This window comes from Okibacterium sp. HSC-33S16 (genome assembly GCF_024171565.1).
Taxonomy (GTDB): domain Bacteria; phylum Actinomycetota; class Actinomycetes; order Actinomycetales; family Microbacteriaceae; genus Mycetocola_A.
On record NZ_JALJZZ010000002.1, the window covers coordinates 565,663 to 591,832 of the forward strand.

Genomic DNA, 26,170 nt, shown 5'->3' on the forward strand with positions numbered 1-26,170 from the left:
CGGCCGTGGTTCTGCGGGGTCCCGTTTAGCTCTGTCGACTCCCGAGCGCCGACGAAATGCCGTCTTGCACACGACGGAGGTCGTCTTTCAGTTGCCGAACGACGGCATCCGTCACGGTTCCGCCAGCGCTGACGTGCGATCGAAGCTCCGACCGCACGGACTGCCGGAAGTCGGCCAGTACCGTGTCGGCGTCGTGAATTGCGATGCGGCTGGTCGTGCGTGGGTCAGGAGCGTCTGTCGACACGAACGGCGCACTCGTGGCGGATTGCTTGGCCTGGCGGGCCGCAGATGCTAGATCAGCCTTGAGAGTGCGCATGGCGTCGGTGACGCCGTTGCGTACTTCGTCGGCGAGGCGTCGGACCGAGTCCGTGACCTCAAGCTCGATCGCATCGAGGTCGAGGCGACGATTCTCGAGTTCGTGTCGGCCAGCGTCAGTGATCGAATACACGGTCTTGCGTCCGTCGCTCTCTTTGCTGACAAGGCCGTCTTCCTCGAGCTTCTGCAGCCGGGGGTAGATGGTGCCAGCGCTCGGAGAATACGTTCCTCCGAACCGATCGGACAGCGCCTGGATTAGTTCGTACCCATGCTTTGGGCCCTCCGACAGGAGGCTGAGCAGGTAGAGCCGGAGGCTTCCGTGGCTGAAGACGGGGGTCATGCGAGACCGCCCGTGGTGAAGGCATCAGCGTCATCATCGTCTACTGGAGAGGACTGCGAAGCGTTTGTGGAAGCATCCGTTTCGGAGGGCGCTCGACGGATGACCGTGACGTTGCCGGACACCGAATTGGCGAGGACGTCGGTGTAGAAGTTTCCGTCGCCTTCGGTGGTGCTGGAGAAACCGCGACCCCGAGTTCCCTTGATGACGGAGTTGTCGAGTTGGAGGGTGCCGGACACGGTGTTCACGACGTACCGGGTGCCGGAGCCGGCGTCGAGGCGGGCCGTCAGGCTGCCCGAGACGCTGTTGGTGGAGATCCTGTCGCACCGGCCGATTGCGTCGACAAAGACGCTCCCCGATACGGTGTCGCTCGAGAATTTGGTGATGTGCCCGGACACCGTGATGTCGCCGGAAACGCCGTGGGCATTGATGGCTCCGGTATGCCCGGAGACACTCATCTCGCCGGAGACGCTGTTTAATTCGAGGTCGCCGGTGACGCCCTCCACCTGGAGTTCGCCGTTCACCGTCGACAGGCGGGCGCTGGTCGAGAGGCCCGAAATGAGGGCGCTCGCAGACACCATGCCGAAGGTAAGAGCGACGGACCGTGGCACGAGCACGCTGATTTCGGCTTTCGCCGAGTTCTGCCCAAACGATTTGAAGACGTCGAGGAAGTTCTCCCACCCGAGTTGCGGGTGGTCGATTTCGAGGACGTCGCCATCGATCGAGATCTTCAGGTCCTTACCCGAAACGCTGTGAACTTCGACTCGAGCGCCGGGTTCGTCGTGGGCCAGGATGTCGATCTGACCGCCGATGAGCCCGACCTTGAGCTTGCGCACAAGTTCGAGATCGATGATGCGTGACTCCCCGGGGAGCACGTTCCATTTTTCTAGTGCCATTGTTTTCTTCTTCCTGCTTTCCCGAACGGCGGACGCCGGTCGAAGTCACGATATATCGCGATCTGTAAAAACAAGATATATCGCGTTTATGGCCGTGGCAAGTCGTTTCGAGAAATACTCAGGATTGGAGTCCAGGTTGAAATGGCTGCGGGTTATGGCAGGTCGGAGACTCCGGTGTAGGTCGCGAAGGGTGCTTGACCGGTCGCCTCATACCGCTGAATGGTCAGGCCCCCGGGGGTGGTCTCATTACTCAACTGCTTCAGGCCTGCGGGTGGCCCATCTATTGCGAAGAGTCGACGCCCCTGGCCGACCGCGACCGGAGCGATAGCTAGCCGGATCTCGTCGATCAGTCCGACGGCGAACAACGACTGCGCGAGCCGAGCACTGCCGTGAATCTGCAGGTGTCGGCCCGGCCGGCTCTTGAGTTCGGCGATCCGCGCCGCAACATCGCCCGAAAGGACTGTCGTCGGATTCCACGAAGCATCGGTCAGCGTCTGTGAAGCCACGTATTTCGGCAACCCGTTCATCAGCTCAGTGAACGGATCCTCTGGGTCGGTGATCTGGGGCCAGTCCCGTGCGAACGCCTCATAGGTGCGCCGCCCAAATAGCAATCCATCGGCATCGCCGAGCCAGTCCGCAGCCTGCTGAATAAAGACATCGTCCATGTACGGCACAAACCAGCCGCCACGGGAGAAACCGTCGCTCGTGTCTTCGTCCGGGGAGCCGGGGCCCTGCGACACTCCGTCGAGACTCACGAATTGGGTCAGCGTCAGCTTCACGGGTGCTCCCTCTGTCGGCGGCGACGTGAGACAGTCGCGGCGAACAGCAGGGTAACGGCTAGCCCTGTTCGACCGGAAGGCCCGCGTCGGTCCAGGCGTAGGTGCCTCCCTCGACATTGACCACGTCGAAGTCGCGCGTCTCCAGGTACTCTGCGACCTTGCCGCTGCGGCCCCCGCTGGCGCAGATGAGGTGAATGGTGTCGTCTTCGGGGAGCTCGTCGATCCTGTCGATGATTTGGCTCATCGGAATGCTCACTGCACCAGCAGCACGCACCTGTGCGTATTCGTCGGGCTCGCGGACGTCGATGACGGTGGCGCCATCGAGCTTGGCGAGTTCGGTCACGGTGATGCTCTGCATAATGCGGTCCCCTCGAGAAAGATCGGTTCCTTTGATTCTGCGCTAGCGGTTCGACAACCGCAAAACGGTTCCCGAAAGCGCTTGACCTTGACGCGGCGTCAACATCTAACGTGGCTGATACGCGGAAACGAAACGAAGGAGGAGACGCGCATGGAGTGGTCAATTCAAGACATAGCGAAGCACGCGAGCACGACGTCGCGGACCTTGCGTCACTACGACGAGATCGGTTTGTTGCGGCCCACTCGAGTCGGCTCCAACGGCTACCGCTACTACAACGCGGCCGCGTTGGTCACCCTGCAGCGCATCCTGCTGCTGCGCGACCTTGGGCTCGGATTGCCTGCCATCGCCGACGTTCTTAACCACGCGACGGATGCCACGGGCGCACTTCGTACCCACCTCACGTGGTTGCAGAAAGAACAAGACCGACTCGGCCGGCAGGCCGTCTCGGTGCGAAAAACGATTGAGCAATTAGAAAAAGGAGAAGAACCGATGGCAGACAAGATGTTCGACGGCTTCGATCACACGCAATACAAAGGTGAGGTCGAGGAGCGTTGGGGCAAGGACGCCTATGCCCACAGCGACTCGTGGTGGCGTTCGATGAGCGACAGCGAGAAGGCGGAATGGCAGGCGCAACTCGCCGCGCTCAACTCAGATTGGATCGCGGCCAGTGAAGCGGGGATCCACCCCGATAGCGAGGATGCGCAAATGCTCGCACGCCGGCACGTGACGTGGCTCACGTCGATCCCCGGAACGCCCGCTGCCGTAAAGGAATACGTCACCGGGCTCGGCGACATGTACGTCGCCGACGAGCGGTTCGCCGCGAACTACGGCGGCGCGGACGGTGCTGAGTTCGTGCGGGACGCCCTCGCGATTTACGCGGACCGCAACCTGTAGTTCACCACGTCACGCGCTCCCGGCAAGGCGATACGCGCGGGGCCGGCGTCCTTATGCTGCGAATGTGAGCGAGTCAGCAGTGAATGAGTCAGCGGTGAATAATGTCGAGGAGCGGCTGCGCGCGCTGCTCGACCGCTATCGCCCGGAGTTGGCAGACGCGACGATCTATGGAGTGCCGCGCTCGTGTGGCCCGGTGCCACCGGGCACGACTACTTCGCGGCGTTCAAGCGGGGCGCCTCAAAGGTAGGGCTGTACCTCATCATCGTGGATCGGTATCCCGACGACCTGGCGTTGGCTTCACCGGCGTTGCAGGCACGTCGCACCGGTCGGGCCACGTTCTCATTTTCGACTCTGGATGATGAACTCGAGGTCGAACTGGGCGAATTGCTGGATCGGCTGATGGAACGGTATCGCGCCGAGCACTCCTGACTGGGCGTCAGTTCGCCGGAGAATCGATGAGAGGTTCGCTCGGTTTTACGGATCCCTCGAGTCGCTCGTCGGACTTCACGTCGCTCGGAAGGGAGATGCGGAACCACGGAATCGTGATGCCGCAGAGCGGGCCAACAAGCACGGCGAACAGGACGGTACCGACACCCACGTTGCCGCCCAGGACCCAGCCGATGGCGAGTACCGTCAGCTCGATGCCGGTGCGACCAACCCAGATCGGCCAGCCAGTGCGTTCGTGGATGCCGGTCATCAGGCCATCGCGCGGGCCCGCACCGAATCGGGCACCGATGTAGAGCCCGGTAGCAAGAGCGAGGGTGAACAGTCCAGCAGCGAAGAGCAGGACGCGCGCCCACAGAGGAAGGTTCTCGGGAATCACCCACAGGCCGAAGTCCGCGGCTGGGCCGACGAGCAGCACGTTAAGGACAGTGCCGATGCCCGGCTTCTGGCGAAGCGGGATCCAGAGCAACAGGAGGAACGCACCGATGACAATTGTGATGACGCCGAAACCCCACCCGGTCTTGAGCGAGATCCCCTGGGTGAGGACATCCCATGGTGCAACACCGATAGCGGCCCGCACGATCAACGCGATAGCGATGCCGTAGAGGAAGAGGCCAAGGAGAAGCTGAGGGATGCGGCGAATCATAAAAACAATCCAATTTCAAAATTGGCCTCCTGGCAAGAGGCCAATCTGTCTATAGTGGCCCCATGGCAGACGTCCACATCACCGCTCGAGCGCTTTCTGCCCTGCTGGGGCCCTGGCGAAACGACGACGCCGTCGCCTACCGAAGCCTGGCCGATCGGGTTCGGCTCCTCATCCTCGACGGGCGCATTCCTGCTGACACTCGGCTGCCCGCTGAGCGTGACTTGGCCGAGCGGCTCAACGTCAGCCGAACCACGGTCACCGCCGCCTACCGCGAACTGCGAGATAACGGCTTTCTCGAGTCCGTTCGCGGGTCGGGCAGCGTGGCTCAGCTTCCGGGCACTCGGCCCGGGCCCGACATCGCGCGACGGTCGGGCTACCTCGATTTCAGCAAAGCTGCGCTCCCCGCCATCGGCGCCATCACGGGTGCCGCCACCCGGGCCGCCGAACGACTTCCTCGGTATCTCGACGACTTCGATTACGACACCATCGGGCTGCCGGAACTGCGGGCGGCCATCGCAGACCGCTACATCGAAGCCGGACTGCCGACGTCACCCGACGAGATTATGGTCACCCTGGGTGCCCAGCATGCGATTGGGCTGATCGCCCGAACACATTTGTCCCGGGGCGATCGTGCAGTCATCGAACACCCCACCTACCCGCATGCCCACGACGCGTTGCGCTCAGCCGGTGCTCGCCTTGTGCCGATCCCGGTCACAGCGGAAAACGGTTGGGATGCGGCGGACCTCGAGTACACACTCGACAATTCATCGCCGACGCTCGCCTATCTGATGCCCGACTTCCATAACCCCACCGGTGCGAGCATGCCGCTTGACACCCGACGTCGCGTGTGCCGGGCTGCAGCCCGGCAGGGCACCGTGTTGGTCATCGACGAGACGACACGTGACCTCGACATCGATCGACCGGAGTCGTTCCCGCCGTTCGCGGCCACGGATGACGTCGGAGCGAAGATCATCACTGTTGGTTCGGTCGGTAAGACGGTCTGGGGCGGCATCCGACTGGGCTGGATCCGCGCCGATCGCGGTGTCATCCGCAAACTCGTGGCCGCACGATCGATCGGCGACTTGGGCACACCGATCCTGGAACAACTCACCGTGCTCGAAGTCCTCCCCGAAATGCCGTCGATTCTCGAATCCCGGCGGGCTCAACTCCGGGCAACCCGTGACCGGCTCGAGGAGTTACTCGGGGAGCGGTACCCCTACTGGGAGGTCCCGCACGTAAACGGCGGACTCTCGACATGGGTCAACCTGGGTGTTCCCGTGAGCTCCCAACTCGCGCTTGCCGCACGCAACCAGGGCCTTCTCATCGCGTCTGGGCCCCGGTTCGGAATTGACGGCGCCTTTGAGCGTTTCATCCGCATTCCTATTACCTACGGTCTGGCCGACACCGAGCAAGCCATCGACGCACTGGCCGTCGCGTGGCAGTCGATCCTCCGAGCTCCCGTGCCCGACTCGGCTCTTCTCGCGGAAGTGGTGTGACCCGTGGCCCTGATCAGCTATACCGGTATCCAGTCGCTCGACGGATTCATCGCCGATGCCCAAGGCAATTTCGACTGGAGCACGCCCGACCTTGACGTGCATCGATTTGTTAACGACCTCGAGCGCCCTGTCAGCATCCATCTCTACGGACGCCGGCTTTATGACGTCATGGCCGCGTGGGAAGAGATCGGTACCCCGAACGATCCCTCAGCGTCCCAGGCAAACGCGGACCCGGTCAGCGAGGCCATGGTCGACTACGGCGAAATCTGGCGAGCAGCCGAGAAAATCGTGTTCTCGACGACCCTGAACGAACCGCGAACGACGCGCACGCGCATCGAGCGCGCGTTCGACCCCGACGCGATTCGCTCGCTCGCGGCGAAGAACGCCGGTGAGATCTCCCTCGGTGGAGCCCGCCTTGCAGCGCAAGCCCTCGAAGCCGGACTCGTCGACGAGCTGCGGCTCTTCGTCTCACCGGTCGTCGTTGGCGATGGCATCCGATTTCTCCCGGCCGGCCTCCGCCTCGATCTTGAGCTGACCGATGAACGCCGGTTCGGCAACGGCGTGGTGTTCCTCCGCTACAAAATTCGGCGCTGACCGCCGATAACAGATCGCTGAGCATTTGTCGCCCATGCAGTTACTGCATGTGCGCTGTGACAGACTTTCAGGTGTAGGGCGGCCGCGTGCCGCCTCTTCCGTCGCGTTCGCGGCAGCCATCGCATTGCCCTCAGGAGAACCGTGCACGTCCTCGCCGTTCTAAGCATGAAAAACCGCGCTCTCATCGCGCTCGTCACCATCGTCGCGGCGGTGTTCGGCGGCATTGCCCTCACCAGCCTCAAGCAGGAGCTCGCGCCGAGCGTCACCTTCCCCCAGCTGGCCATCGTTGCCAGCTACCCGGGTGCGGCGCCGGAGGTAGTCAACGACGACGTCTCAACACCGATAGAGACCGCAATTCAGGGCGTTGCGGGTCTGGAGTCGACGAGCACAACCTCGTCGACCAACCTCGGACTGATCTCCGCCACGTTCACATACGGCACCGACCTGGCGACCGCCGAGCAGAAGATCAACCAGGCCATCAACCGCATCAAATCGACTCTTCCTGAGGGCGTCGAACCTGAGGTGCTCTCCGGAGGACTCGACGATCTCCCGGTCATCCAGATTTCCGCGTCCGCGTCGGGCGAAGACACCGACGCGCTGGCTGAAAGCCTCAACACCACGGCTGTGCCTGACATTGAAGACATCGACGGCGTGCGCGAGGCGGCCCTCATTGGTGAGGTTCGCCAGCGAATCACCATCGTTCCGGATGCCATCCGGCTGGCTGAATCAGGACTCACTCGCAGTGACATCAGCTCGACCCTCGAGCAGAACGGTGTGCTCATCCCGGCTGGTGAAGTCAGCGATGACGACAGTACATTCGCGGTCCAGACGGGGTCGAAGCTGGGTTCGGTTGACGACCTTGCCGGACTTCCGCTCGTCAGCTCAACACCTGCCGCACCGGGCTCAGCCGTCCTCACGATCGGCGACGTGGCATCCGTTTCACTGACAGACAACCCCGTCACCAGCATTTCCCGGGTGAACGGCGAGCCCGCGCTCACCATCGCCGTGACGAAGCTGCCCGCCGCCAACACGGTCGACGTGTCGAAGGGCGTTCGCGCACTCCTGCCCGACCTTGAGAAGGCTCTGGGCTCCGACGTCACGCTCACTATCGTTTTTGATCAGGCTCCCTACATTGAGCAGTCGATCGAGTCGCTGGCCACCGAGGGCCTGCTCGGCCTTGTGTTCGCCGTGCTCATCATCCTCATCTTCCTGCTCGACGTGCGCGCGACCCTCGTGACCGCCATCTCGATCCCGACGTCGGTGCTCATCACTTTCATCGGTTTGCAGGCGACCGGGTACACGCTCAACATCCTGACCCTCGGTGCGCTGACCATTGCGATCGGACGAGTCGTCGACGACTCGATCGTTGTCATCGAGAACATCAAGCGACACATGGCGTCTGCGCGTGATCGCAGTGCCGACGGTCGCGCATTCTCGATCGTCACGGCGGTACGCGAAGTTGCCGGTGCCATCACCGCGTCGACCATCACGACCGTTGCGGTGTTCCTGCCGTTGGCGTTCGTCGGCGACATGACCGGCGAACTGTTCCGCCCGTTCGCGCTCACCGTCACCATCGCCCTGGTCGCGTCACTGTTCGTTTCGCTCACCATCGTTCCCGTTCTCGCGTACTGGTTCCTGCGGGCCAAGGAGCGCAAAGCGTCGGTTGCCAAGCCCGACAAGCCTGCCAAGGCGCCCCGGGCCAGCACGGCATCGACGACACCGGCGATCGAAGCTCCGACTCCCGGGCCCGATGAGGCTGCGGTCACCGAACCGGCTCTCGTCTCATCGACCGCCAGCGATGCTGACGTCACCGTCGTCGAGTCGTCGGATTCGGCGCTCCCAACTGGTGTCTCGGCGTCGCCCTCGATCGTCGACCCGTCGTACATCGCGCAGCCCAAGGTGCTCACTAACGCCACGCCTACGACGGATAGCGACACAGATGTGAGCGCCGGCACGGAGACGAACACCGCCGCGCAGGTCACCGCGTCGGTCAACGAACCCGCCGGCTCTTCCGACGTGCACACGGAGCGTCAGCCAGAGCCCGCGACGGGGATGTCCACCGTCGTGGCCACCCGGCGCGGACGCAAGGCGGGGGTCGAGGGCGAAGACGAACTCGACCACCCCACCCGGTTGCAGAAGGGCTACCTGCCGATCATCAACTGGACGCTCAAGCACTCGGTCGCCACTCTTCTGCTCGCCGTCCTTGTGCTCGGCGGCACGCTCGCGCTCGTGCCGTTTATGAAGACCAACTTCCTCGGCGATTCGGGTCAGAACACCCTCAACGTCTCGCAGCAGCTGCCGGTCGGCACGAGCCTCGATGCACAGGATGCCGCGGCCTCCAAGGTGGAAGACGCGCTCCGCGACATTGAGGGCATCGATACCGTGCAGGTCACCATCGGCTCGTCCGGCGGCTCCCTGCTCTCCGCGTTCGGCGGCGGTGGCGGTGGCGAGGGCAGCATCCGCTACTCCGTTACGACCGACGAAGACGCTGACCAGGAGGCGCTCCAGGACACCGTTCGCGAGGAACTCGCGAAGGTCGACGATGCCGGTGAGATCGAGCTCAGCGCGGCCGGCGGCTTCGGGGCGTCCAGTGACATTGAAGTGGACATCACGGCACCCGATCAGGATTCATTGCAGGAGGCGACGGATGCTGTCACGAACGCTGCGAAGGACCTGGACGGAATGCGGCAGGTCAGCAATAACCTCAGCGACTCCCGCCCCTACGTTGGCGTGCAGGTCGATCGCGCAGCCGCAGCCGCGGCCGGGTACAGCGAGGTCGCTCTCGGTGGATTTGTGTCGCAGGCCATGCAGCCGAGTACGGCCGGCACGATCGTCATCGACGAGACAACCCTCAACATCTACATCGCCACTGAGAACTCGCCGGCCTCGATTGAGGAACTGTCGGCGCTCGAGGTGCCGACCCTCCTGGGGCCGGTCGCTCTCGACTCGCTGGCGACCGTCGAAGAGGTCGACGGGCCTTCGACGATCACCTCGGTACGCGGCCAGCGGTCAGCCACCGTTGCGATCACCCCGGCGAGCGACAACATCGGAACGGCCAGCGCCGAGGTCGCAACCATGCTTGACGAGACCAACCTTCCGGCGGGAGCAACCGCGACCCTCGGTGGCGTCACGGCGGACCAGGGCACTGCCTTCCAGCAGCTGGGCCTCGCGATGCTCGCCGCGATCCTCATCGTCTACATCGTCATGGTGGCCACGTTCCGCTCACTGCGGCAGCCGCTGCTCCTGCTGGTGTCGGTACCGTTCGCGGCCACCGGTGCCATCGTCCTGCAGATCCTCACCGGAGTTCCGCTTGGTGTTGCGTCGCTCATCGGTGTGCTGATGCTGATCGGTATCGTCGTGACGAACGCGATCGTGCTCGTTGATCTTGTCAACCAATATCGAGCGCGAGGAATGACGGTTCCCGAGGCGGTGCGCCACGGTTCGTCGCGCAGGCTCCGACCGATTCTCATGACGGCGCTGGCCACGATTTTCGCACTCGTGCCGATGGCGCTCGGCCTGACCGGCGAGGGCGGATTCATCTCGCAGCCGCTGGCCATCGTCGTCATCGGCGGACTCATCTCGTCGACGTTGCTCACGCTCATCGTGCTGCCCACGCTCTACAACCTCGTCGAAGGTGCTCGGGAACGCAGGCACGGTCGTCGGGAAGCGAAGGGATCGTCGCACGACGTCGAGACGGCATCCGCTTTATAGAGTTCGACGAATGACATATCAGTGGCACCGAGCGACACGCTCGGTGCCACTGATGGTTAAGGCTCGATGAGTCGCGCGAGGAGTTCGGTCAGAAGACGTTCGACGAGTGGCGCGGGGAGCTCTTCGATCAGGGCGAGGAGGGGCGCCATTGCGGACGGAAGAGTCTCGTCGCCGGACCCGATGCCGAGTGCGGTGAGCGCGGCGAATGCTTCCTCCGAGCCGAGAGCACCGGGAGCCGCGAGGAGCGACCCGAGTGCGACGCGCACCTCGTCGGGCAGCTGGTCGGTGACGTCGTCGGCGCGAGCAGCGGGCAACCCGCGCACGGCGTCGGCTGCCGAGGTGAGAGCGGGAACCAACGAACCGAGCACGCTTTCGGTGACCGGCGTGATGGTCAGGTGGGTGGTGTGCGGCAGCCTGCTGCCGTCGGGCTGGGTGATTCCGGGTTGCTGTTGCAACAGCCAGCCGTCGGTGCGCACCCGGTCAGCCCAGAGGTGTGGGTCGACGCGGCGTTCGGGCGGAACGGAGTCGTCGGTCGCGACGGCGAGCAACGGTCCGACGGGTGAGCCCACGACACGCAAACCGTCGCAGGCGTTGATGGCCTGAGCGACAGCATCCGTCGCGCGCTGGCAGGTGGCGGCGAGCTCCGCGAAGCCGTCTTCGCCCAAGCGTTCAATGATGGCCCATGCCGCTGCGAGGGCTCCGGCGGACTTCGACCCGAGGATAGTGGGGTTCACGACCGGGTAGCCCGGCCACCGTTTGGTCGCGAAGTACTGGGCGCGGTGCCGGTCACGGCCGCGGTGCAGCAGGACGGATGCTCCCTTCGGGGCGTATCCATATTTGTGGAGGTCGGCCGAAATGCTTGTCACGCCAGGGACCGTGAAGTCCCACGGCCCAAGAGCGGCGCCGCGATCGGTCCACCACGGCAGCACCCATCCGCCGATGCAGGCATCGACGTGGCACGGGATGCCCGCAGTCTGGGCAGCGGCCGCGACGGTTGCGACCGGGTCGAGGCTCGCGTGCGGGTAGGCCGGGGCCGAGACGACCACGAGTGCCACATCCGGGCCGAAGCGGGCCTGCAGGTGCCCGGGGTTCACCTGTCCGTCGGGCGCGACGGAGACGAGGTCAAGCTCCACCCCGAAGTAGTGCGCGGCTTTCGCGAAGGCAGCGTGCACGGTGATCGGGGCGATGATGCGGGGGACACCGACGCCTCCTGCTGTGCGCCAGAGATCACGGGCCGTCTTCACGGCGAGCAGGCAACTCTCTGTTCCGCCGGAGGTGACGGAGCCCACGACGTTCTCATCGCCGTGCAGCATGTTCCGGGCGAAACGCACAATGTCACGTTCCATCGACGCGACGGAAGGGAACGTTGTGGGGTCGAGCCCGTTCACCGGTTGCATGATGCGAATGGCTTCGGCGGCGAGTTCGTCGAGTTCGGCGAGCCCCGAGTCGTAAACATAGGAGAGGACCCGACCGCCGTGGGTGGGAGCATCCGCGTCGCGGCGCTGGCGAATGGCGTCGAGGATGTCGAGGGAGCGGGAGGTGAGGGCAGACGTCATGAAGTGGTCTCTCGAGTCGGCGTGGTGGCGGTGTCGATATCGCTTTGGCGCAGGCGGTATTTGCCGAGTGTGACGAGGCTCGCGGCCATGAGAGCGGCAGGAACCACACTGAATGCGAGGATGATGCCGGCCACAGCGGTGGGCGTTTGCTCGACCACCTCACCGGCGACGTGTTCGGTGTAGCCGGTGATGGCGAGCACGAGCGTCAACACGGTGGCGCCGAACGCCATGCCCGTCGTTTCGCCGGCGGTCCAGACGCCACCGAAAATGCCGGCTTTGCCCGCACCGTGACGTTGGGCATCGTGTGAGATCACGTCGGGCAGCATGGCCATCGGCAGTGTCTGCATACCCGCGTATGCGGCTCCGGCCAGCGCGACCGGGAGGTAGATCCAGGCGCCGGGCACCCACATCAGGCCGACCATCGACAGCGCGGCGAGCGTGAAGAGCGCGCTCGCGATCCGGAACGCCCGTTCCTTGCCGATGCGTCGCGCAATCGTGCCCCACAGCGGAGCGAGGAGGAGCGCCGGGCCGATCAACACCACGAAGAGGAGCGTGACGGCGTCCTCGGAGCGGAGTACCCAGGTGGCCACGTATTGAGCGCCCGCCAGCATGAGGCCGGTCGCCAGGCCCTGCAGCATGAAAGTGCCGAGGAGCGCCCGGAACGGCTGGCTCCGCCGCAGGATCGTGATGCCCGCGCGATAGCTCTCCCGGTAGGCCGGAAGGGAGCCACGCTTCGTCAATGCCGGGCTGCGCGGGGCAACCATACTCGCGACGAGCATACCGGCGCCGATGACAAGCCCGGCAACAAGCGCCATCAGGAGGTACCCGAGCCGCGAATCCTCCACGGCGCCGCGAAGGAGCGGGCCCCCGGCACCGAAGAGCAGGATCGCTATCGTGAGCACGACCACGCGCCAGGTCAGCAGCCGGGTGCGGTCGTGATATCCGGGCGCGAGCTCGGTGGGGAGCGCGATGTACGGCACCTGAAACAGGCTGAACGCCGTGGCGCAGGCCAGAAACGCGAGCAGCACCCAGAGGGCAGACAACAGTGCATTCGCACCGGCCGGCACCGCAAAGGTCAGGATGAAGAAGATCGGAAGGAACGACCCGCCCAGCAGCATGAGCCGACGGCGCGAGCCCGTTGTGGCGAGGCTGTGGTCGCTGCGGGTGCCGATCACCGGGTCGATGAGCACGTCCCACACTTTGGCCGCGGTAACCACCAGCCCGGCGATGAGCGCACCGAGTCCGAGCGTGTCAGTGAGGTAGTAGACCAGTACGAGCCCGGGAAGCGTGGCGAACCCGCCTGTACCGAGTGATCCAATGGCGTAAAGCGCGACGGTCTTCGTTGACACAGTCTGCACCGATGCATTCATGAGGTGAGCCTATGGCCTCGCGGTAGCCACAGTCCGGCACCACGTCGGCCGAATGCTGCGAACGGTGGTCTGAAATCCCAGACCACCATGAATCCCGGATGCTGTCGCTGATGCCGTCAGCTTGCTAACGTTCCGGCATGGCAGCTTCCGCACTCCCCGTCGACCCGCTGTGGCCCCGGGCCGGATCCTGGCCGACGGCGAGTGAGACGGTGGGCCCGATCGATCTTGCCGTTCTCGGTATCCCGACCTGGCGCGCCTCACTGTCACCGACCGGAGCACACGCCACGCCCGCCGCCATCCGCGACGCACTCCGTCGGTACTCACCGTTTGCTGCGTCGCTCGACGGTCGGAACGTCGATGAGCTTGTCATTGCCGACTTTGGCGATGTACCGGACCCCGACGGCACAGAGGGAGAGCGTCGTGCGTCCGAAAGAATGACGGAGGCGGTAGCCCGGTCGACTCTCACCATCGCGATCGGCGGAGACAACGCGGCAACCGTTCCCGCTGCTCTTGGTTCGTGGGGCGACAGCATCAGCACGGCGGGGTTGGTTACCCTCGACGCGCACCACGACCTCCGCGACGGAGTCTCAAACGGATCACCCGTTCGCCGGCTTCTCGAGGCGGGGCTCGACGGCCGGCGGGTCGTCCAGGTGGGAATCGCCGACTTCGCCAACTCGAAGGCGTACACCGACCGGGCACGCGAGGGCGGCATCACCGTTGTTCGCCGCGACGAACTGCACCGCCGCTCAATGACCGACGTGATCGCTACCGCCCTGAGCATCGCCGGGGCCGCGGGCGGACCCATTCACGTCGATATCGACGTCGACGTCTGCGATCGCTCGGTCGCGCCGGCCTGCCCGGCCTCGGTTCCCGGTGGACTCGCGGCGCACGAGGTGAGAGAAGCGGCTCGCGCGGCGGGAAGCGATCCACGCGTCCGCTCCATCGATATCACCGAGATTGACGCGCTCGCGGATGCGCCGGACGGCCGGACGGTGCGTTTGGCGGCGCTGTGCGTTCTCGAGATCGCGGCTGGCCTTGCTGCGCGACCACCTGTGTCGTCTGCAGCCGGGCCGACCGCTACGAGACTGTGATCGTGCCGCGTTTCCAGACCCGCTCGATGAGCGGAACGCCCGGTCGGTAGGCCAGGTGAACATAACTGGGTGCTCGAAGCTGCACGAGGTCGGCCCACGCTCCAATGGTGATCCGGCCAACGTCGGAACGGCGCAACGCGGCAGCGCCCCCGGCCGTCGCCGCCCACACCGCTTCCGCCGGTGTCATCCCCATGTCGCGCACGGCAACGGCGATGCAGAACGCCATCGAGGAGGTGAAGCTCGAGCCAGGGTTGCAATCGCTCGCGAGAGCAACGGTGACGCCGGCGTCGATCAACCGCCGGGCATTGGGGTAGGGCTGTCGCGTGGAAAACTCAACCCCGGGCAGCAGAGTGCACACGGTGTCCGATGACGCGAGCGCGCGGACGTCGTCGTCGCAGAGGTACGTGCAGTGATCAACACTCGCCGCGCCGAGCTCGACTGCCAGCCGTACTCCCTCGCTCTCACCCAGCTGGCCCGCGTGTATCCGAAGACCCAGGCCGCGTGACGCGCCAGCCTCGAGAATTCGCCGGGACTGTTCCGCGCTGAACGCGCCGGTTTCACAGAACACGTCGATCCAGCGCGCGTGCGGTGCACAGGCATCGAGCATGGGACCGACCACCGCACTCACGTAGTCGTCGGCGCGACCGTCATACTCCGGCGGCACTACGTGGGCTCCGAGAAACGTGACCTCGTCGGTCACCTCTCCGGCGAGCCTCACGAGTCGCTCCTCGGCGTCAACACTCAGTCCATAGCCGCTCTTGACCTCAAACGTCGTGGTTCCCTGTGCCGTCAGCTCGGTCACGAACCCCGCCAGTCGAGCCCGGAGTTCCGCGTCCGTTGCTGCCTGGGTCTGCGCAACCGTTGAGCGAATACCACCCGCCGTATAGGCCAGACCGGCCATGCGGGCTTCGAACTCCTCGCCACGGTCACCGCCGAAGACAATGTGAGTGTGGCTGTCGACGAAACCGGGGAGTAGGGCGCAGCCGACCGCGTCGGTTACAACGTCCGCGTCCGGAGCATGACGCGATGGTCCCACCCAGGCAATCCGTTCATCCTCAATCAGGACGGCGGCGTCTGTCACGATGCCGAGAAGGCCGTCGCGCTCGGGATCGTTGGTGACGAGTTGACCGATATGAGTGAGAAGCGATGTCGTCATGATTCCTGCATGGGCACCCGAAGGCCGCGCTCGCGGGCGACCTCGGCGGCGCGCGGGTATCCGGCGTCTACGTGCCGCATGACCCCGGTGCCGGGGTCATTGACGAGGACCCGGGCGATCTTCTCGGCGGCCAGTGGGGTGCCGTCGGCCACGATAACTTGGCCGGCATGGATCGATCGACCGATGCCGACCCCGCCACCATGGTGGATGGACACCCACGTCGCCCCGGACGCCGTATTGAGCAGGGCGTTGAGGAGCGGCCAATCGGCGATAGCGTCCGAGCCGTCAGCCATGCCCTCGGTCTCTCGATAGGGAGACGCGACGGAGCCGGAGTCGAGGTGGTCCCGACCGATGACGAGCGGAGCGCTGAGCTCGCCGGTCGCCACCATCTCATTGAACCTCAACCCGGCGAGGTGGCGTTCCTGGTAGCCCAGCCAGCAGATGCGAGCCGGTAGCCCTTCGAACTGCACCTTCTCCTGCGCGTGGGTGATCCAGCGGTGCAGGTGCTCGTCGTGCGGAAACAGATCGAGGATCGCGCGATCGGTTGCGGCGATGTCGGCCGGGTCCCCGGAGAGGGCGGCCCAGCGGAATGGGCCTTTGCCCTCTGCGAACAGCGGACGGATGTATGCGGGAACGAAGCCCGGGAAATCGAAAGCGCGAGCGCAGCCACCCAGCTGCGCCTCCCGGCGAATCGAGTTGCCGTAGTCGAATACCTCGGCACCGGCATCCTGAAACCCGACCATGGCGGCCACATGCTTGGCCATTGAGGCGCGGGCCAGTTCGGTGAACCCGTCAGGATCCCGCTCGGCCGCGAGGTGCCACTCCTCGACCGAGACTCCTTCCGGCAGGTAGCTCAACGGGTCATGCGCGCTGGTCTGGTCCGTGACAATGTCGATGGGCACCCCGCGCTCACGAAGTTCGGCGAACACGGTGGCCGCGTTGCCCACAACGCCGACCGACAGCGGGATGCCCGACGCCTTCGCGCCGAGCACCCGCTCGACAGCCTCGTCGAGTGACGGCGCGAGTTCGTCGAGGTAGCCGTGGTCGACCCGGCGCTCGAGCCGGGCCACGTCGACATCGACGATGAGCACCACGCCCTCGTTCATGGTGACGGCAAGGGGCTGGGCGCCCCCCATGCCGCCCGCACCAGCGGTGAGCGTGAGCGTGCCGGCGAGGGTTCCGCCGAACCGTTTCGCCGCCACGGCCGCGAATGTTTCGTAGGTGCCCTGCAGGATGCCCTGTGTGCCGATGTAGATCCACGAGCCGGCGGTCATCTGCCCGTACATGGTGAGCCCTAGCGACTCGAGCCGTCGAAACTCGGGCCACGTCGCCCAGTCCCCGACAAGGTTCGAGTTCGCGATCAGAACCCGTGGCGCCCACTCGTGAGTACGAAATACACCCACCGGTTTTCCCGACTGCACAAGCAGCGTCTCGTCGGATTCCAGCGACTCCAGGGTGCGCACGATCGCGTCGTACGCCTCCCAGTTGCGCGCAGCCTTGCCGGTTCCGCCGTACACGACGAGATCCTCCGGCCGCTCGGCGACATCCGGGTCGAGGTTGTTCATGAGCATGCGCAGCGGCCCCTCGGTCTGCCAGCTCTTCGCGGTCAGCGTTGACCCTCGGGCGGCGCGGATGGTTCGCGTTTCGATCATTTCAATCCTTTCGTGACGGATGCCGCAGCATCCGTTATCGATCCATATCGAACGAGGTCATACACAGCCTCGATCTCCGGCGAGAGGTGGCGGTCAGGGCCGGGCCCATCGACCACCGTGCGCACGACACCCAGCACGGCAGCCGTCGCTGGCCCCGGCTGGAGCGGAGCGCGCAGGTCAAGTGACCGCGTCGCAGTCATCACCTCGATGGCGAGCACGCGAGTGAGACCGTCGATCGAGCGGCGGAGTTTGCGGGCGGCCGCCCAGCCCATCGAAACGTGGTCTTCCTGCATGGCCGACGATGGGATCGAGTCGACGGACGCCGGTGCGGCGAGGCGCTTGAGTTCGGACACGATGCCGGCCGCGGTGTACTGGGCGATCATGAGCCCGGAGTCGACGCCAACCTCAGCTGCCAAAAAGGGCGGCAGGCCTTTGCTGCGCGACACGTCGAGGTGCCGATCGATGCGGCGCTCGGAGATCGAGGCGACGTCGGCGACCGCGATCGCCAGGAAGTCGAGGACGTAGGCGATCGGTGCGCCGTGGAAGTTACCGTTGGACTCGACCCGGCCATCGAGTGTGACGACGGGATTGTCGATGGTGCTGGCCAGCTCGCGGGAGGCAACCAGGGCGGCATGGGCCGCGGTGTCTCGCGCCGCGCCGTGCACCTGCGGACTGCAGCGCAGTGAGTACGCGTCCTGGATGGTGGTGCACTCCGGGCCCGCGTGCGACGCCACGAGCGGCGAGTCGGACAGGAGCGCGCGCAGGTTTGCGGCGGAGTCACCCTGGCCCAGCTGGGGTCGAAGCTGCTGCAGGTCGGCTGCGAACACCGCGGCGGTGCCGAGCAGCGCCTCAACGCTCAGGGCAGCGGCGACGTCGGCGGTCTGCAGGAGGACGTGCAGGTCGGCGAGTGCGAGGACCAGCATGCCCAGCATGCCGTCCGTTCCGTTGATGAGTGCGAGTCCTTCTTTCTCTGCGAGTTGCACCGGTGCGATGCCCGCCGCATCAAGGGCGACGGCCGCGTCGATGAGGGCGCCGGTTGCATCCCGCACGCGACCCTCGCCCATCACGGCGAGAGCACACGCCGCGAGCGGTGCCAGGTCGCCGGAGCAGCCCAGCGAGCCGTACTCCGAAACGACGGGCGTGATGCCGGCGTTGAGCAGCGCGGCGTAGGTCTCCACCACAACGGGCCGCACACCGGTGCGGCCCGACATCAGGGTGGAGAGGCGGAGGAGCATGAGTGCGCGCACGACCTCACGCTCCACCTCGGGGCCCGAACCGGCGGCGTGAGACCGGATGAGGCTTCGCTGCAACTGGGTGCGCCGGTCGGGGTCGATGTAGGTCGTGGCGAGGGCGCCGAATCCCGTCGATATTCCGTAGTGGCCGGCCGGGTCACTGGCCAGCGCGTCGATGATGCGGCGGGTGGACTCGACGCCGTCGAGCGCTGCGGCGTCGAGGGTAACTGGAGCGTCGAGCCGGGCAACAGCGACGACGTCGTCGAAAGTCAGCGGCGCGATGCCGACGAGAACAGGGCCCTCAGCACCACAGGTGAGGGGCTCGGCGGGGCGCCGCGGGGTAGACAGAGTGCTCATGTCTCGATTCGACCAGTGACCGGATCCAGGAGCAACGGCGTGGGAGAGGCTCTAGTCTGGGATTCCAGACGTCTCGCACCACGGAAGAGGGGAATCGAATGGCTGCTTAGCAGGTTCCCGCAGCGGATGCCACCCTGCGCATCCTCAGTCATCTCGCCACCCAGCGTGGCCCGGTGGCCGCTGCCACCCTGGCGACCGCGCTCGACCTGCCGCGGTCGACCGTGTACCACCTGCTCGGTGTCCTGCAGAAGCGCGGGTTCGTTGTGCACCTGCCGGAGGCTCGCCGGTACGGACTGGGGGTGGCCGCCTTCGAGCTCTCCGGCGGATTCGCTCGCCAGCAACCGCTGAGCCGACTCGGACACCCACTGCTCGCCGAGCTCGTCGACCAGGTGGGGGAGAGTGCGCACCTCGCCGTGATGCACGGCCGGGACGTTCTCTACATCGTTGAGGAACGTGCGCCGCACCGGCCGCACCTCGTCACCGACGTCGGTGTCCGGCTCCCCGCACACCTCACCGCGTCCGGTCGCGCAATGCTGGCCGCTCTGCCGAAAGGCCAGGTTCGGGCTCTCTTCCCGGATGCCTCGGCGTTCGTCGATCGGACGGGAAGCGGCCCCACCCGCTACCGCGAGCTGCGAACGCTGCTCGACGCCGTATCGACAGAGGGATACGCAACGGAAGATGGTGAAATTACGCCAGGCCTGGCATCCGTCGCCGTTGCTGTCAGTGACCACGTGGGCTGGCCAGCGGCGTCCGTTGCCGTGACGTTTCCGAGTGACACCCACTCGGAGAGGACAACGCTCGTCGCGGCGGTTTCCGCGGCCGCTGCGGAGTTGTCGCGGCGCATCGGCGGCTGAGGGATTCGCGCGGCTCGTCGGCGGGATATCGCACTCGTCACGCGGTCGATGGCGAAACCGAGAGTGACAGCCAACACGATGCCGATTGCGGCACCGAGCAGCGGGCGGTCCCGAACCCAGTGCCCGGCCAGCAGGCCGATGCCCACGGAGTAGCCCGCCCACGACGCGCCGGCAAGCAGGGTCAGCGGCCAGAATCGGCGATGCGGAAACCGGGTGGCGCCCGCCGTCATGTTGACGGCGATCCGGCCGATCGGGATGTAGCGAGCGGTGATGAGGAGGGCGGCCGGTCGGCGACGGATACCCGATGCGGCCCGATCAAAAGCACGGACCATCCGTGGGTGGCGCATCCATCGGAATCGGTCGGTGCCGATCCGGCGCCCGAGCAGGTATGCGATGTTATCGCCGAGTGCGGCGCCGAGCGCTGCGAGCAGGATGACGACAGCAGGGTGCGGGGTGCCGGTGGAGACACCGATTGCTGCGGCGGCGACGACGAGGGCCTCACTCGGCACGGGCGGGAAGAACCCGTCGATCACCACGACGGCAAACAGAACGGCGTACACCCACGGTGAGGTCACGGTGGCGAGGAGGGCGTCGCTGAGGAATTCCATGAGGACCGTTCGATCGCGGCGCCGCTGGGGTGCGGCACCGTTTTCGAGACTACGAAGCCGGTGGCCTCAGGGCATCCACCTCAGGTATTGCACCGGGTCACCCCAGAGGAGGAGATCGCTCAGTGCGCGAGCATCTTGGCCATACAGACGCTGTACGGCTCGCCGATATAGATGCCGAAGAGCGGAATCTCGACGTATCCGTTGCGGCGGTAGACGGCTTGAGCGACGTGGTGTTCGGTGCCCGTCTCGAGCACGATCTGGCGAAGGCCGGCGGCACGAGCATCGGCTTCGGCCCTCGCCAGGATGCTCGAGGCCACACCACGCCCGCGCGCGTCGGCATGAACGAACATGCGCTTCAGTTCGGTGACGGCGGTGCCCCAGGGAACGAGGGCGGCCATGCCCAGGACACGACCGCCCTCATCGCGCGCGACATAGACGGTCACGCCGGGCCTCTCGAGTTCTTCAACGTTCAGGAGGAACGTGTTCTCGGGCGGGTAGAGCCCGAGTGCGAACTCCGAACCGAGAGTGAGGAGTTCGACGACGTCGGGCTGTCGCGGGTGCTCAATGGCAACCCGCACAGCGGCCGACGTCAGTCGTGCATCGGAGGGAGGGGACGGCGGCAGACTCATGGAGCCAGCAAACCGCACCCGTGTTTCATCCCGGTTACGCCGGAAGAAACTAGTTGGTGCGTCAGGCCTGTTCGCCAATTGCAAAGCGCACGGCACCGGCTTCGTCGACCTCGGCATCCAGGATCTTGTCGTCGAGAACCGGCGCGGCGTTCTCGTCGATGAAGATATGTGCTCCGCCGCTCTCGACGACGGCATCGCTCGCCTCGGGTGCGGCTGCGACGGCGACGGACAGGTCGGTTGACGCGGCAGCGGGGCTGGAGATCCGCAGACCTGCCTCTTCGCTCCCGGTGGTCTGCAGGGTAATGGTCTTCACGATGGTGCTTGCGTTCTCGGTGAGGGTGAGCATGAGCTTCCTAACGATTGGCGGATACGAGTGTTCCACCATTCCGAACCGAGTAAGCGACCTCAAGTTGGATCCGGTCATTCACACGAAAGACGGAGGTCCATAAACGACGGATGCCTCTTCGCTCGCGAGCGAAGAGGCATCCGTTCTGGAAATGGATCGTTAGACCGTACGTCCACTCCGAGAGTTGCGCGTGAAGAGGCCGTAAATCAGAAGCACAATGATGGAACCGACGATGGCGGTCAGCCAGGTCGAGATGCTCCAGAACTCAGCCATGTCGATGCCGAACAGCAGGCCACCGAGCCAGCCGCCGAGGAGTGCGCCAACCACGCCGAGGATCAGCGTGATGACCCAGCCACCGCCCTGCTTTCCAGGAAGAATGGCTTTTGCGATTGCGCCAGCAATCAGACCGAGAAGAAGAAATGCCAGGAAGCTCAAGGCTCCACCTCCATTTGTTCGAGGAGACTGTCGTTACCGACGTCCCGTTGACCCGCCCGGTTAGGCTGGTGTAACCCGAGAGTACCCCTTTCGGGGGTTTATCTGAGGAATTGCTCCTAGTCCTTGCGATATTCGTCCGAGTACGTGACAATTCCGCCTCGAAGGCGTAATGTAGCCAAGTCGGCTCTGGACACCGTGGATGTACCGCGGAAGGGTTTGTAAGTCTGGTGGGCCGGTTATACATCGCGAAAACGCGAATTGTATTCACTCTGATGTGAAACGGTCCCGGTCATCGACTGCTCGGGTATGAGAATGCCGCTGCTTTTTGCTGCGTGCGCTTGCGATTCACGCATGATCTAAAACCCGGAAAGAACTATGCCCAAGAACAAAAAGCCAGCAGGCGGCCGACCCGCCAAGAATTTTGACCCGAGCTACGCCCGTAAAAGCGGTGGTCCGGCAGGAACGACAACCGGCAGCAGGAGCCCGGGACACCGCGGCTTCCGCGCCGTTGAGGGTGACGCGCCCAAGAAGGCACGTTGGAACGCGGATGAGCGCGCCGCTCGCCGTCACTCCGACGAGCCGCGCGAACAGCGCGCCCCTCGTGATGACCGCTACGACGGCGGCTCCTCGGCCAGCCGCAGCGAGCGCCCCGCGTACAACCGCGGCGAGAACCGCAACGAGCGTCCCGCGTATAACCGTGGCGAAAACCGCAGCGAGCGTCCCGCGTACGGTCGGACCGAGCGTCCCGCGTACGGTCGCGACGAACGAGCACCCCGTGGCGAGCGGACCGAGCGTCCCGCCTACGGTCGCGATGAGCGCGAGCGTCCCGCATACGGTCGTGGAGACCGGAACGAACGTCCCGCGTACAACCGCGGTGAGAACCGCACTGAGCGTCCCGCGTACAACCGCGATGACCGCGCACCCCGCGGCGACCGTGCCGAGCGTCCTGCGTACAACCGTGGCGAGAACCGGACTGAACGTCCCGCGTACAACCGCGGTGAGAACCGCACTGAACGTCCCTCGTACAACCGAGGTGAGAACCGGACTGAGCGTCCCTCGTACAACCGGGACGAGCGCGCACCCCGCGGCGACCGTGCCGAGCGTCCCGCGTACAACCGTGGCGACCGCACCGAGCGTCCGTCCTACAACAACGACCGCCCGTTCACGCGCGGCCAGCGCATCGAGCGCCCCTCAACCGGTCGCGTTTCCCGTGACGAGCGTGCCCCCCGCCGCGACAGCAACTTCGACCGCCCGCGTCGTGACGCCGGTGTCGACAAGAACTTCTACCCGAACCGCGATGCAAAGGGTCACTTCACTCCTGAAGATGACGTCGTGCTCGAGCGGCTTGAGGCACAGGCCACCCTGGCCATCGACGTCGAAGGCGTCTCGTTCTCTGACCTCGGTCTTGGCGGCAACATTGTTGCTGCTCTCGCTGAGCTGGGAGCGCCGAGCCCGTTCCCGATCCAGGCAGCGACCATCCCGGACGTTATCGCCGGCAAGGACGTTCTCGGCCGCGGCCGTACCGGATCCGGCAAGACCATTGCCTTCGGCGCACCGCTCGTCGAGAAGCTCATGGAGAACGGCGGAGGCAAGAAGCGTGCCATGGGTCGCAAGCCCCGCGCACTGATCCTCGCGCCGACCCGCGAGCTCGCACTTCAAATTGACCGCACCGTTCAGCCCATCGCACGCAGTGTTGGCCTGTTCACCACCCAGATCTACGGCGGAGTTCCGCAGAACCGTCAGGTTGGCGCACTCCAGCGCGGCGTCGACATCATTGTCGGCACCCCGGGTCGTATTGAAGACCTCATCGAGCAGGGACGCCTCGACCTCTCCGAGGTGACCATCACGGTCCTCGACGAGGCCGATCACATGTGCGACCTCGGCTTCCTTGAGCCTGTGCAGCGCATCCTGCGCCTCACCGCTAACGGTGGCCAGAAGCTGCTGTTCTCCGCAACCCTCGACAAGGGTGTTGCGTCGCTCGTCAAGGAATTCCTTCCGTCTCCCGCCGTGCACGAAGTTGCTGGTGAAGACCAGGCTTCCGCAACGATCGACCACCGCGTTCTCGTGGTCGAGCACCGCGACAAGGACCGCATCATCGAGGAACTCGCGAACCGCAATGAGAAGACACTGATCTTCTCGCGCACCCGTGCCTACGCTGAGCGTCTTGCTGACCAGCTGGAGGATGCAGGCATCCGTGCTGTGTCGCTCCATGGTGACCTGAATCAGGCCCGTCGTACCCGCAACCTCGCGCAGCTGACCTCAGGTCGAGTGAACGTGCTTGTTGCGACCGACGTCGCGGCTCGTGGCATCCACGTTGACGACATCACCCTCGTTATCCAGGCTGACGCGCCCGACGAGTACAAGACCTACCTTCATCGCTCGGGCCGTACGGGCCGTGCGGGCAAGGAAGGTGTCGTCGTCACAATCATCCCGAAGGCGCGTCAGCGCCGTATGACCGAGCTGCTCGGTCGCGCTGAGATCGAGGCAGACTACGTCAACGCTCGTCCCGGTGACGAGATCATCGAAGAGCTGGCCGGTCACATGACCAACGCGAAGCTGACCGCCTAACCCACGGCGCTGAAAAACCCGTCCGGACGGACTCCCAAGGAGTTCGCCCGGACGGGTTTTCTGTGTCTGCGGATTTACCCGGCGGCGACTAGCGGTCGACCGAAAGGAAGCCGCTCGAGAGCGAATCGTCGAAAATGCGGTAGTCCACCTGGGCGCCGCGATCGGCGGATAGCTGCCACACGCGCTTCTGCGGTTTCGCGACGGAGCCGTAGTTCATGACGATCCGGTCGTACGCTTTGCCGGCGACTCGCTGTCCAATGACATAGCTGGGCGCACCAGGGCTCGTGGTTGAGAGAGTGGCAATGTACTCGTCATCGCCGAGCGGCCGCGGCTTGATGTGCTGCTGTGCCAGCTGGTCTGCCGAAACGTTGGCGAGCAGCAGTGTGTGTTCCGTTGTCTGAGGGTACGTGGTCGACATAGTGGTCTCCTGTGTGTCGTGATGGGAGGGGCGCGATAATTCGGCGACGCGCGGCCGGGACTCCCAGCCCTCACGCGAAGTGAGCGTCGTGCGTCCTGGCAGACCAGTGCTCCGTACACACGCCCTGCGAGCGAATGTGGAGACACCGTCGTAGCGCGTCGACCCGGCCGTGCCGGATCGCTGTCGGGGTCAACCCCTCGAATTCATCCTAGCTTATTTTGAATGATTCAAAAAAACCAGATTTGAACTCATCAAGAGAGAGGCCGTCTAAAACAGCATGGGTTGCTCGGTCGATGGCAGGATGCGCGCACCGGTTGAGCCGTCGTCACTCTGGAATGCGACGCGCTCGCCCGAATCGTCTCGGAGCATTCCCAGCGCTTTCGAGCGGATGCCGCCGGTCGCCGGATCTTCCCGGCCTCGTTCTAATCCGTGCGCGCGAATCAGGGGAGAAATACGACCGGCCAGCCAGGCCCGATATTCCTTGGGCGCATATTGTCCGCGTGAGTACAGCTCCGTGTATTTCCCGACCAACTCGGGGTGCTGTCGTTGGAGCCAGTGCATGAACCAGGGCTTCACTCCCGGTTTGAGGTAGAGCGAACTGAAGAGAACGCTCGTTCCGCCCGCCTTCTTCACCCGGCGGAGTGCTTCGTCGAGGTGGGCTTTCGTGTCGGTGAGGTAGGGCAGTATCGGCATGAGGAAGACGCTGCAGTCGAGCCCGGCATTCCTCACAGCGGTGACCGTCGCGAGTCGCGCTTTCGCAGACGGCGTCCCCGGCTCGATCGACTTCTGCAGTTCATCGTCATAGATAGCAATCGACATCGCTACATCGACCGGAACCGTCTGGGCGACCTCGGCGAGAAGCGGAAGGTCGCGCCGCAGCAGCGTGCCCTTTGTCAGGATCGAGAGCGGTGTGCCCGACTGGGCAAGTGCGGTGATGATGCCGGGCATGAGCGAGTAGCGGCCTTCGGCCCGCTGGTAGGGGTCCGTATTCGTGCCGAGCGCCACCGGGTAGCGACCCCAGCTTGGCTTCGCGACCTCCTTCGCGAGTACGTCGGCCACGTTGATCTTCACGACCACCTGGTTGTCGAAGTCGTCGCCGGCGTTGAAGTCCAGGTACGAGTGGGTGGGGCGGGCGAAGCAGTAGACACACGCATGACTGCATCCTCGGTAAGGATTGATCGTCCAACCGAATGGCATCTGCGACTGCCGCGGGATCTTATTGAGCGCCGACTTGGCGAGGACTTCGTGGAAGGTCACTCCAGCGAACTCGGGTGTCTGCACACTCCGGACCAGGTTATTGAGCTTCGCCAGCCCCGGAAGGGCCGATGGCTCCTCAGTGCCGAGCTGCTGACCGTTCCACCTCATGCAGTCCATTAGAACATGCTTTCGAGCGTGCGAGGCGGATCTGTGGTGAAGTCTCCGAAAGTG

At 64.9% G+C, this 26,170-nt stretch carries 23 protein-coding genes and 1 pseudogene; 8 read left to right on the forward strand and 16 right to left on the reverse strand.

The genetic code is table 11. The features are described 5' to 3' along the window. Nucleotides 1–25: 25 nt before the first annotated feature. From L1277_RS07875 to L1277_RS07890, 4 genes are all read right to left on the reverse strand, one after another. The gene (locus L1277_RS07875; protein ID WP_253375806.1) at nt 26–655 is read right to left on the reverse strand and encodes a PadR family transcriptional regulator; all 630 of its coding nucleotides are present in this window, start codon (nt 653–655) and stop codon (nt 26–28) included. Beyond that, complete coding sequence (locus L1277_RS07880; RefSeq protein ID WP_253375807.1) at nt 652–1,548, reverse strand: DUF4097 domain-containing protein; 897 nt, start codon at nt 1,546–1,548, stop codon at nt 652–654. The genes L1277_RS07875 and L1277_RS07880 overlap by 4 nt, the downstream gene beginning before the upstream one ends. Before the next feature lie 152 nt (nt 1,549–1,700). Further along, nucleotides 1,701–2,327: a dihydrofolate reductase family protein gene (locus L1277_RS07885; RefSeq protein ID WP_253375808.1), complete on the reverse strand. Its 627-nt coding sequence runs from the start codon at nt 2,325–2,327 to the stop codon at nt 1,701–1,703. A gap of 58 nt (nt 2,328–2,385) precedes the next feature. Next, nucleotides 2,386–2,685: a rhodanese-like domain-containing protein gene (locus L1277_RS07890; protein WP_253375809.1), complete on the reverse strand. Its 300-nt coding sequence runs from the start codon at nt 2,683–2,685 to the stop codon at nt 2,386–2,388. A gap of 150 nt (nt 2,686–2,835) precedes the next feature. On the opposite strand from L1277_RS07890, the gene L1277_RS07895 reads away from it, so the two are divergent. Further along, nucleotides 2,836–3,579 (forward strand): MerR family transcriptional regulator, encoded by a 744-nt coding sequence (locus tag L1277_RS07895; protein ID WP_253375810.1) that lies wholly within the window; start codon nt 2,836–2,838, stop codon nt 3,577–3,579. Between the two features lie 183 nt (nt 3,580–3,762). Then, nucleotides 3,763–4,008 (forward strand): hypothetical protein, encoded by a 246-nt coding sequence (locus L1277_RS07900; protein WP_253375811.1) that lies wholly within the window; start codon nt 3,763–3,765, stop codon nt 4,006–4,008. Nucleotides 4,009–4,015: 7 nt separating this feature from the next. On the opposite strand, the gene L1277_RS07905 is transcribed toward L1277_RS07900, so the two are convergent. Beyond that, nucleotides 4,016–4,669, reverse strand: coding sequence for a YitT family protein (locus L1277_RS07905; RefSeq protein WP_253375812.1), 654 nt, complete (start codon nt 4,667–4,669; stop codon nt 4,016–4,018). 62 nt (nt 4,670–4,731) lie between these two features. Between L1277_RS07905 and L1277_RS07910 the strand changes: the two genes are divergently transcribed. From L1277_RS07910 to L1277_RS07920, 3 genes are all read left to right on the forward strand, one after another. Beyond that, on the forward strand, nt 4,732–6,165 hold the full coding sequence (locus L1277_RS07910; RefSeq protein ID WP_253375813.1) for a PLP-dependent aminotransferase family protein: 1,434 nt from the start codon (nt 4,732–4,734) through the stop codon (nt 6,163–6,165). A 3-nt stretch (nt 6,166–6,168) separates the two neighbouring features. Then, the gene (locus tag L1277_RS07915) at nt 6,169–6,759 is read left to right on the forward strand and encodes a dihydrofolate reductase family protein (RefSeq protein ID WP_253375814.1); all 591 of its coding nucleotides are present in this window, start codon (nt 6,169–6,171) and stop codon (nt 6,757–6,759) included. Nucleotides 6,760–6,924: 165 nt separating this feature from the next. Continuing rightward, complete coding sequence (locus L1277_RS07920; RefSeq protein ID WP_253375815.1) at nt 6,925–10,470, forward strand: efflux RND transporter permease subunit; 3,546 nt, start codon at nt 6,925–6,927, stop codon at nt 10,468–10,470. Between the two features lie 56 nt (nt 10,471–10,526). Here L1277_RS07920 and L1277_RS07925 read toward each other — a convergent pair whose 3' ends face one another. Together L1277_RS07925 and L1277_RS07930 are read right to left on the reverse strand one after the other, a co-directional pair. Continuing rightward, a complete protein-coding gene (locus tag L1277_RS07925) occupies nt 10,527–12,026 on the reverse strand; it encodes a pyridoxal-dependent decarboxylase (RefSeq protein ID WP_253375816.1) in 1,500 nt (499 codons plus the stop codon). Beyond that, the gene (locus L1277_RS07930; protein WP_253375817.1) at nt 12,023–13,396 is read right to left on the reverse strand and encodes an MFS transporter; all 1,374 of its coding nucleotides are present in this window, start codon (nt 13,394–13,396) and stop codon (nt 12,023–12,025) included. The genes L1277_RS07925 and L1277_RS07930 overlap by 4 nt, the downstream gene beginning before the upstream one ends. Nucleotides 13,397–13,533: 137 nt before the next feature. On the opposite strand from L1277_RS07930, the gene L1277_RS07935 reads away from it, so the two are divergent. After that, the gene (locus tag L1277_RS07935) at nt 13,534–14,487 is read left to right on the forward strand and encodes an agmatinase family protein (RefSeq protein WP_253375818.1); all 954 of its coding nucleotides are present in this window, start codon (nt 13,534–13,536) and stop codon (nt 14,485–14,487) included. Here L1277_RS07935 and hutI read toward each other — a convergent pair. Genes hutI through hutH form a run of 3 tightly spaced genes read right to left on the reverse strand, consistent with a single transcriptional unit; the run spans nt 14,474 to nt 18,884 of the window. After that, nucleotides 14,474–15,643 carry an imidazolonepropionase gene (gene hutI / locus L1277_RS07940; protein WP_253375819.1) on the reverse strand — a complete coding sequence of 390 codons (1,170 nt, stop codon included), beginning with the start codon at nt 15,641–15,643 and terminating at the stop codon, nt 14,474–14,476. The genes L1277_RS07935 and hutI overlap by 14 nt on opposite strands. After that, nucleotides 15,640–17,295, reverse strand: coding sequence for a urocanate hydratase (gene hutU, locus L1277_RS07945; protein ID WP_253375820.1), 1,656 nt, complete (start codon nt 17,293–17,295; stop codon nt 15,640–15,642). The genes hutI and hutU overlap by 4 nt, the downstream gene beginning before the upstream one ends. Next, the gene (hutH, locus tag L1277_RS07950; RefSeq protein WP_253375821.1) at nt 17,292–18,884 is read right to left on the reverse strand and encodes a histidine ammonia-lyase; all 1,593 of its coding nucleotides are present in this window, start codon (nt 18,882–18,884) and stop codon (nt 17,292–17,294) included. Before hutH ends, hutU begins: the two co-directional genes overlap by 4 nt. A gap of 134 nt (nt 18,885–19,018) precedes the next feature. Here hutH and L1277_RS07955 point away from each other — a divergent pair, with 134 nt between their 5' ends. After that, complete coding sequence (locus L1277_RS07955) at nt 19,019–19,738, forward strand: IclR family transcriptional regulator (RefSeq protein WP_253375932.1); 720 nt, start codon at nt 19,019–19,021, stop codon at nt 19,736–19,738. 146 nt (nt 19,739–19,884) lie between these two features. On the opposite strand, the pseudogene L1277_RS07960 reads toward L1277_RS07955, so the two are convergent. The 4 genes and pseudogenes from L1277_RS07960 to L1277_RS07975 all read right to left on the reverse strand — a co-directional run. Continuing rightward, nucleotides 19,885–20,346 (reverse strand): annotated as a pseudogene (locus tag L1277_RS07960) (DedA family protein); the annotation flags it as partial. Nucleotides 20,347–20,465: 119 nt separating this feature from the next. Beyond that, nucleotides 20,466–20,975, reverse strand: a complete 510-nt coding sequence (locus tag L1277_RS07965; protein WP_253375822.1) for a GNAT family N-acetyltransferase — start codon at nt 20,973–20,975, stop codon at nt 20,466–20,468. Nucleotides 20,976–21,036: 61 nt separating this feature from the next. Beyond that, nucleotides 21,037–21,321 (reverse strand): Fe-S cluster assembly protein HesB, encoded by a 285-nt coding sequence (locus L1277_RS07970; protein WP_253375823.1) that lies wholly within the window; start codon nt 21,319–21,321, stop codon nt 21,037–21,039. Nucleotides 21,322–21,480: 159 nt separating this feature from the next. Continuing rightward, entirely contained in the window at nt 21,481–21,756 is a 276-nt protein-coding gene (locus L1277_RS07975) for a GlsB/YeaQ/YmgE family stress response membrane protein (RefSeq protein ID WP_253375824.1), read from the reverse strand. Between the two features lie 375 nt (nt 21,757–22,131). On the opposite strand from L1277_RS07975, the gene L1277_RS07980 reads away from it, so the two are divergent. Continuing rightward, nucleotides 22,132–24,324 carry a DEAD/DEAH box helicase gene (locus L1277_RS07980; RefSeq protein ID WP_253375825.1) on the forward strand — a complete coding sequence of 731 codons (2,193 nt, stop codon included), beginning with the start codon at nt 22,132–22,134 and terminating at the stop codon, nt 24,322–24,324. Between the two features lie 88 nt (nt 24,325–24,412). On the opposite strand, the gene L1277_RS07985 is transcribed toward L1277_RS07980, so the two are convergent. Further along, on the reverse strand, nt 24,413–24,742 hold the full coding sequence (locus tag L1277_RS07985) for a hypothetical protein (protein ID WP_253375826.1): 330 nt from the start codon (nt 24,740–24,742) through the stop codon (nt 24,413–24,415). A gap of 267 nt (nt 24,743–25,009) precedes the next feature. Then, entirely contained in the window at nt 25,010–26,107 is a 1,098-nt protein-coding gene (locus L1277_RS07990) for an Rv2578c family radical SAM protein (RefSeq protein WP_253375827.1), read from the reverse strand. Nucleotides 26,108–26,170 lie beyond the last annotated feature (63 nt).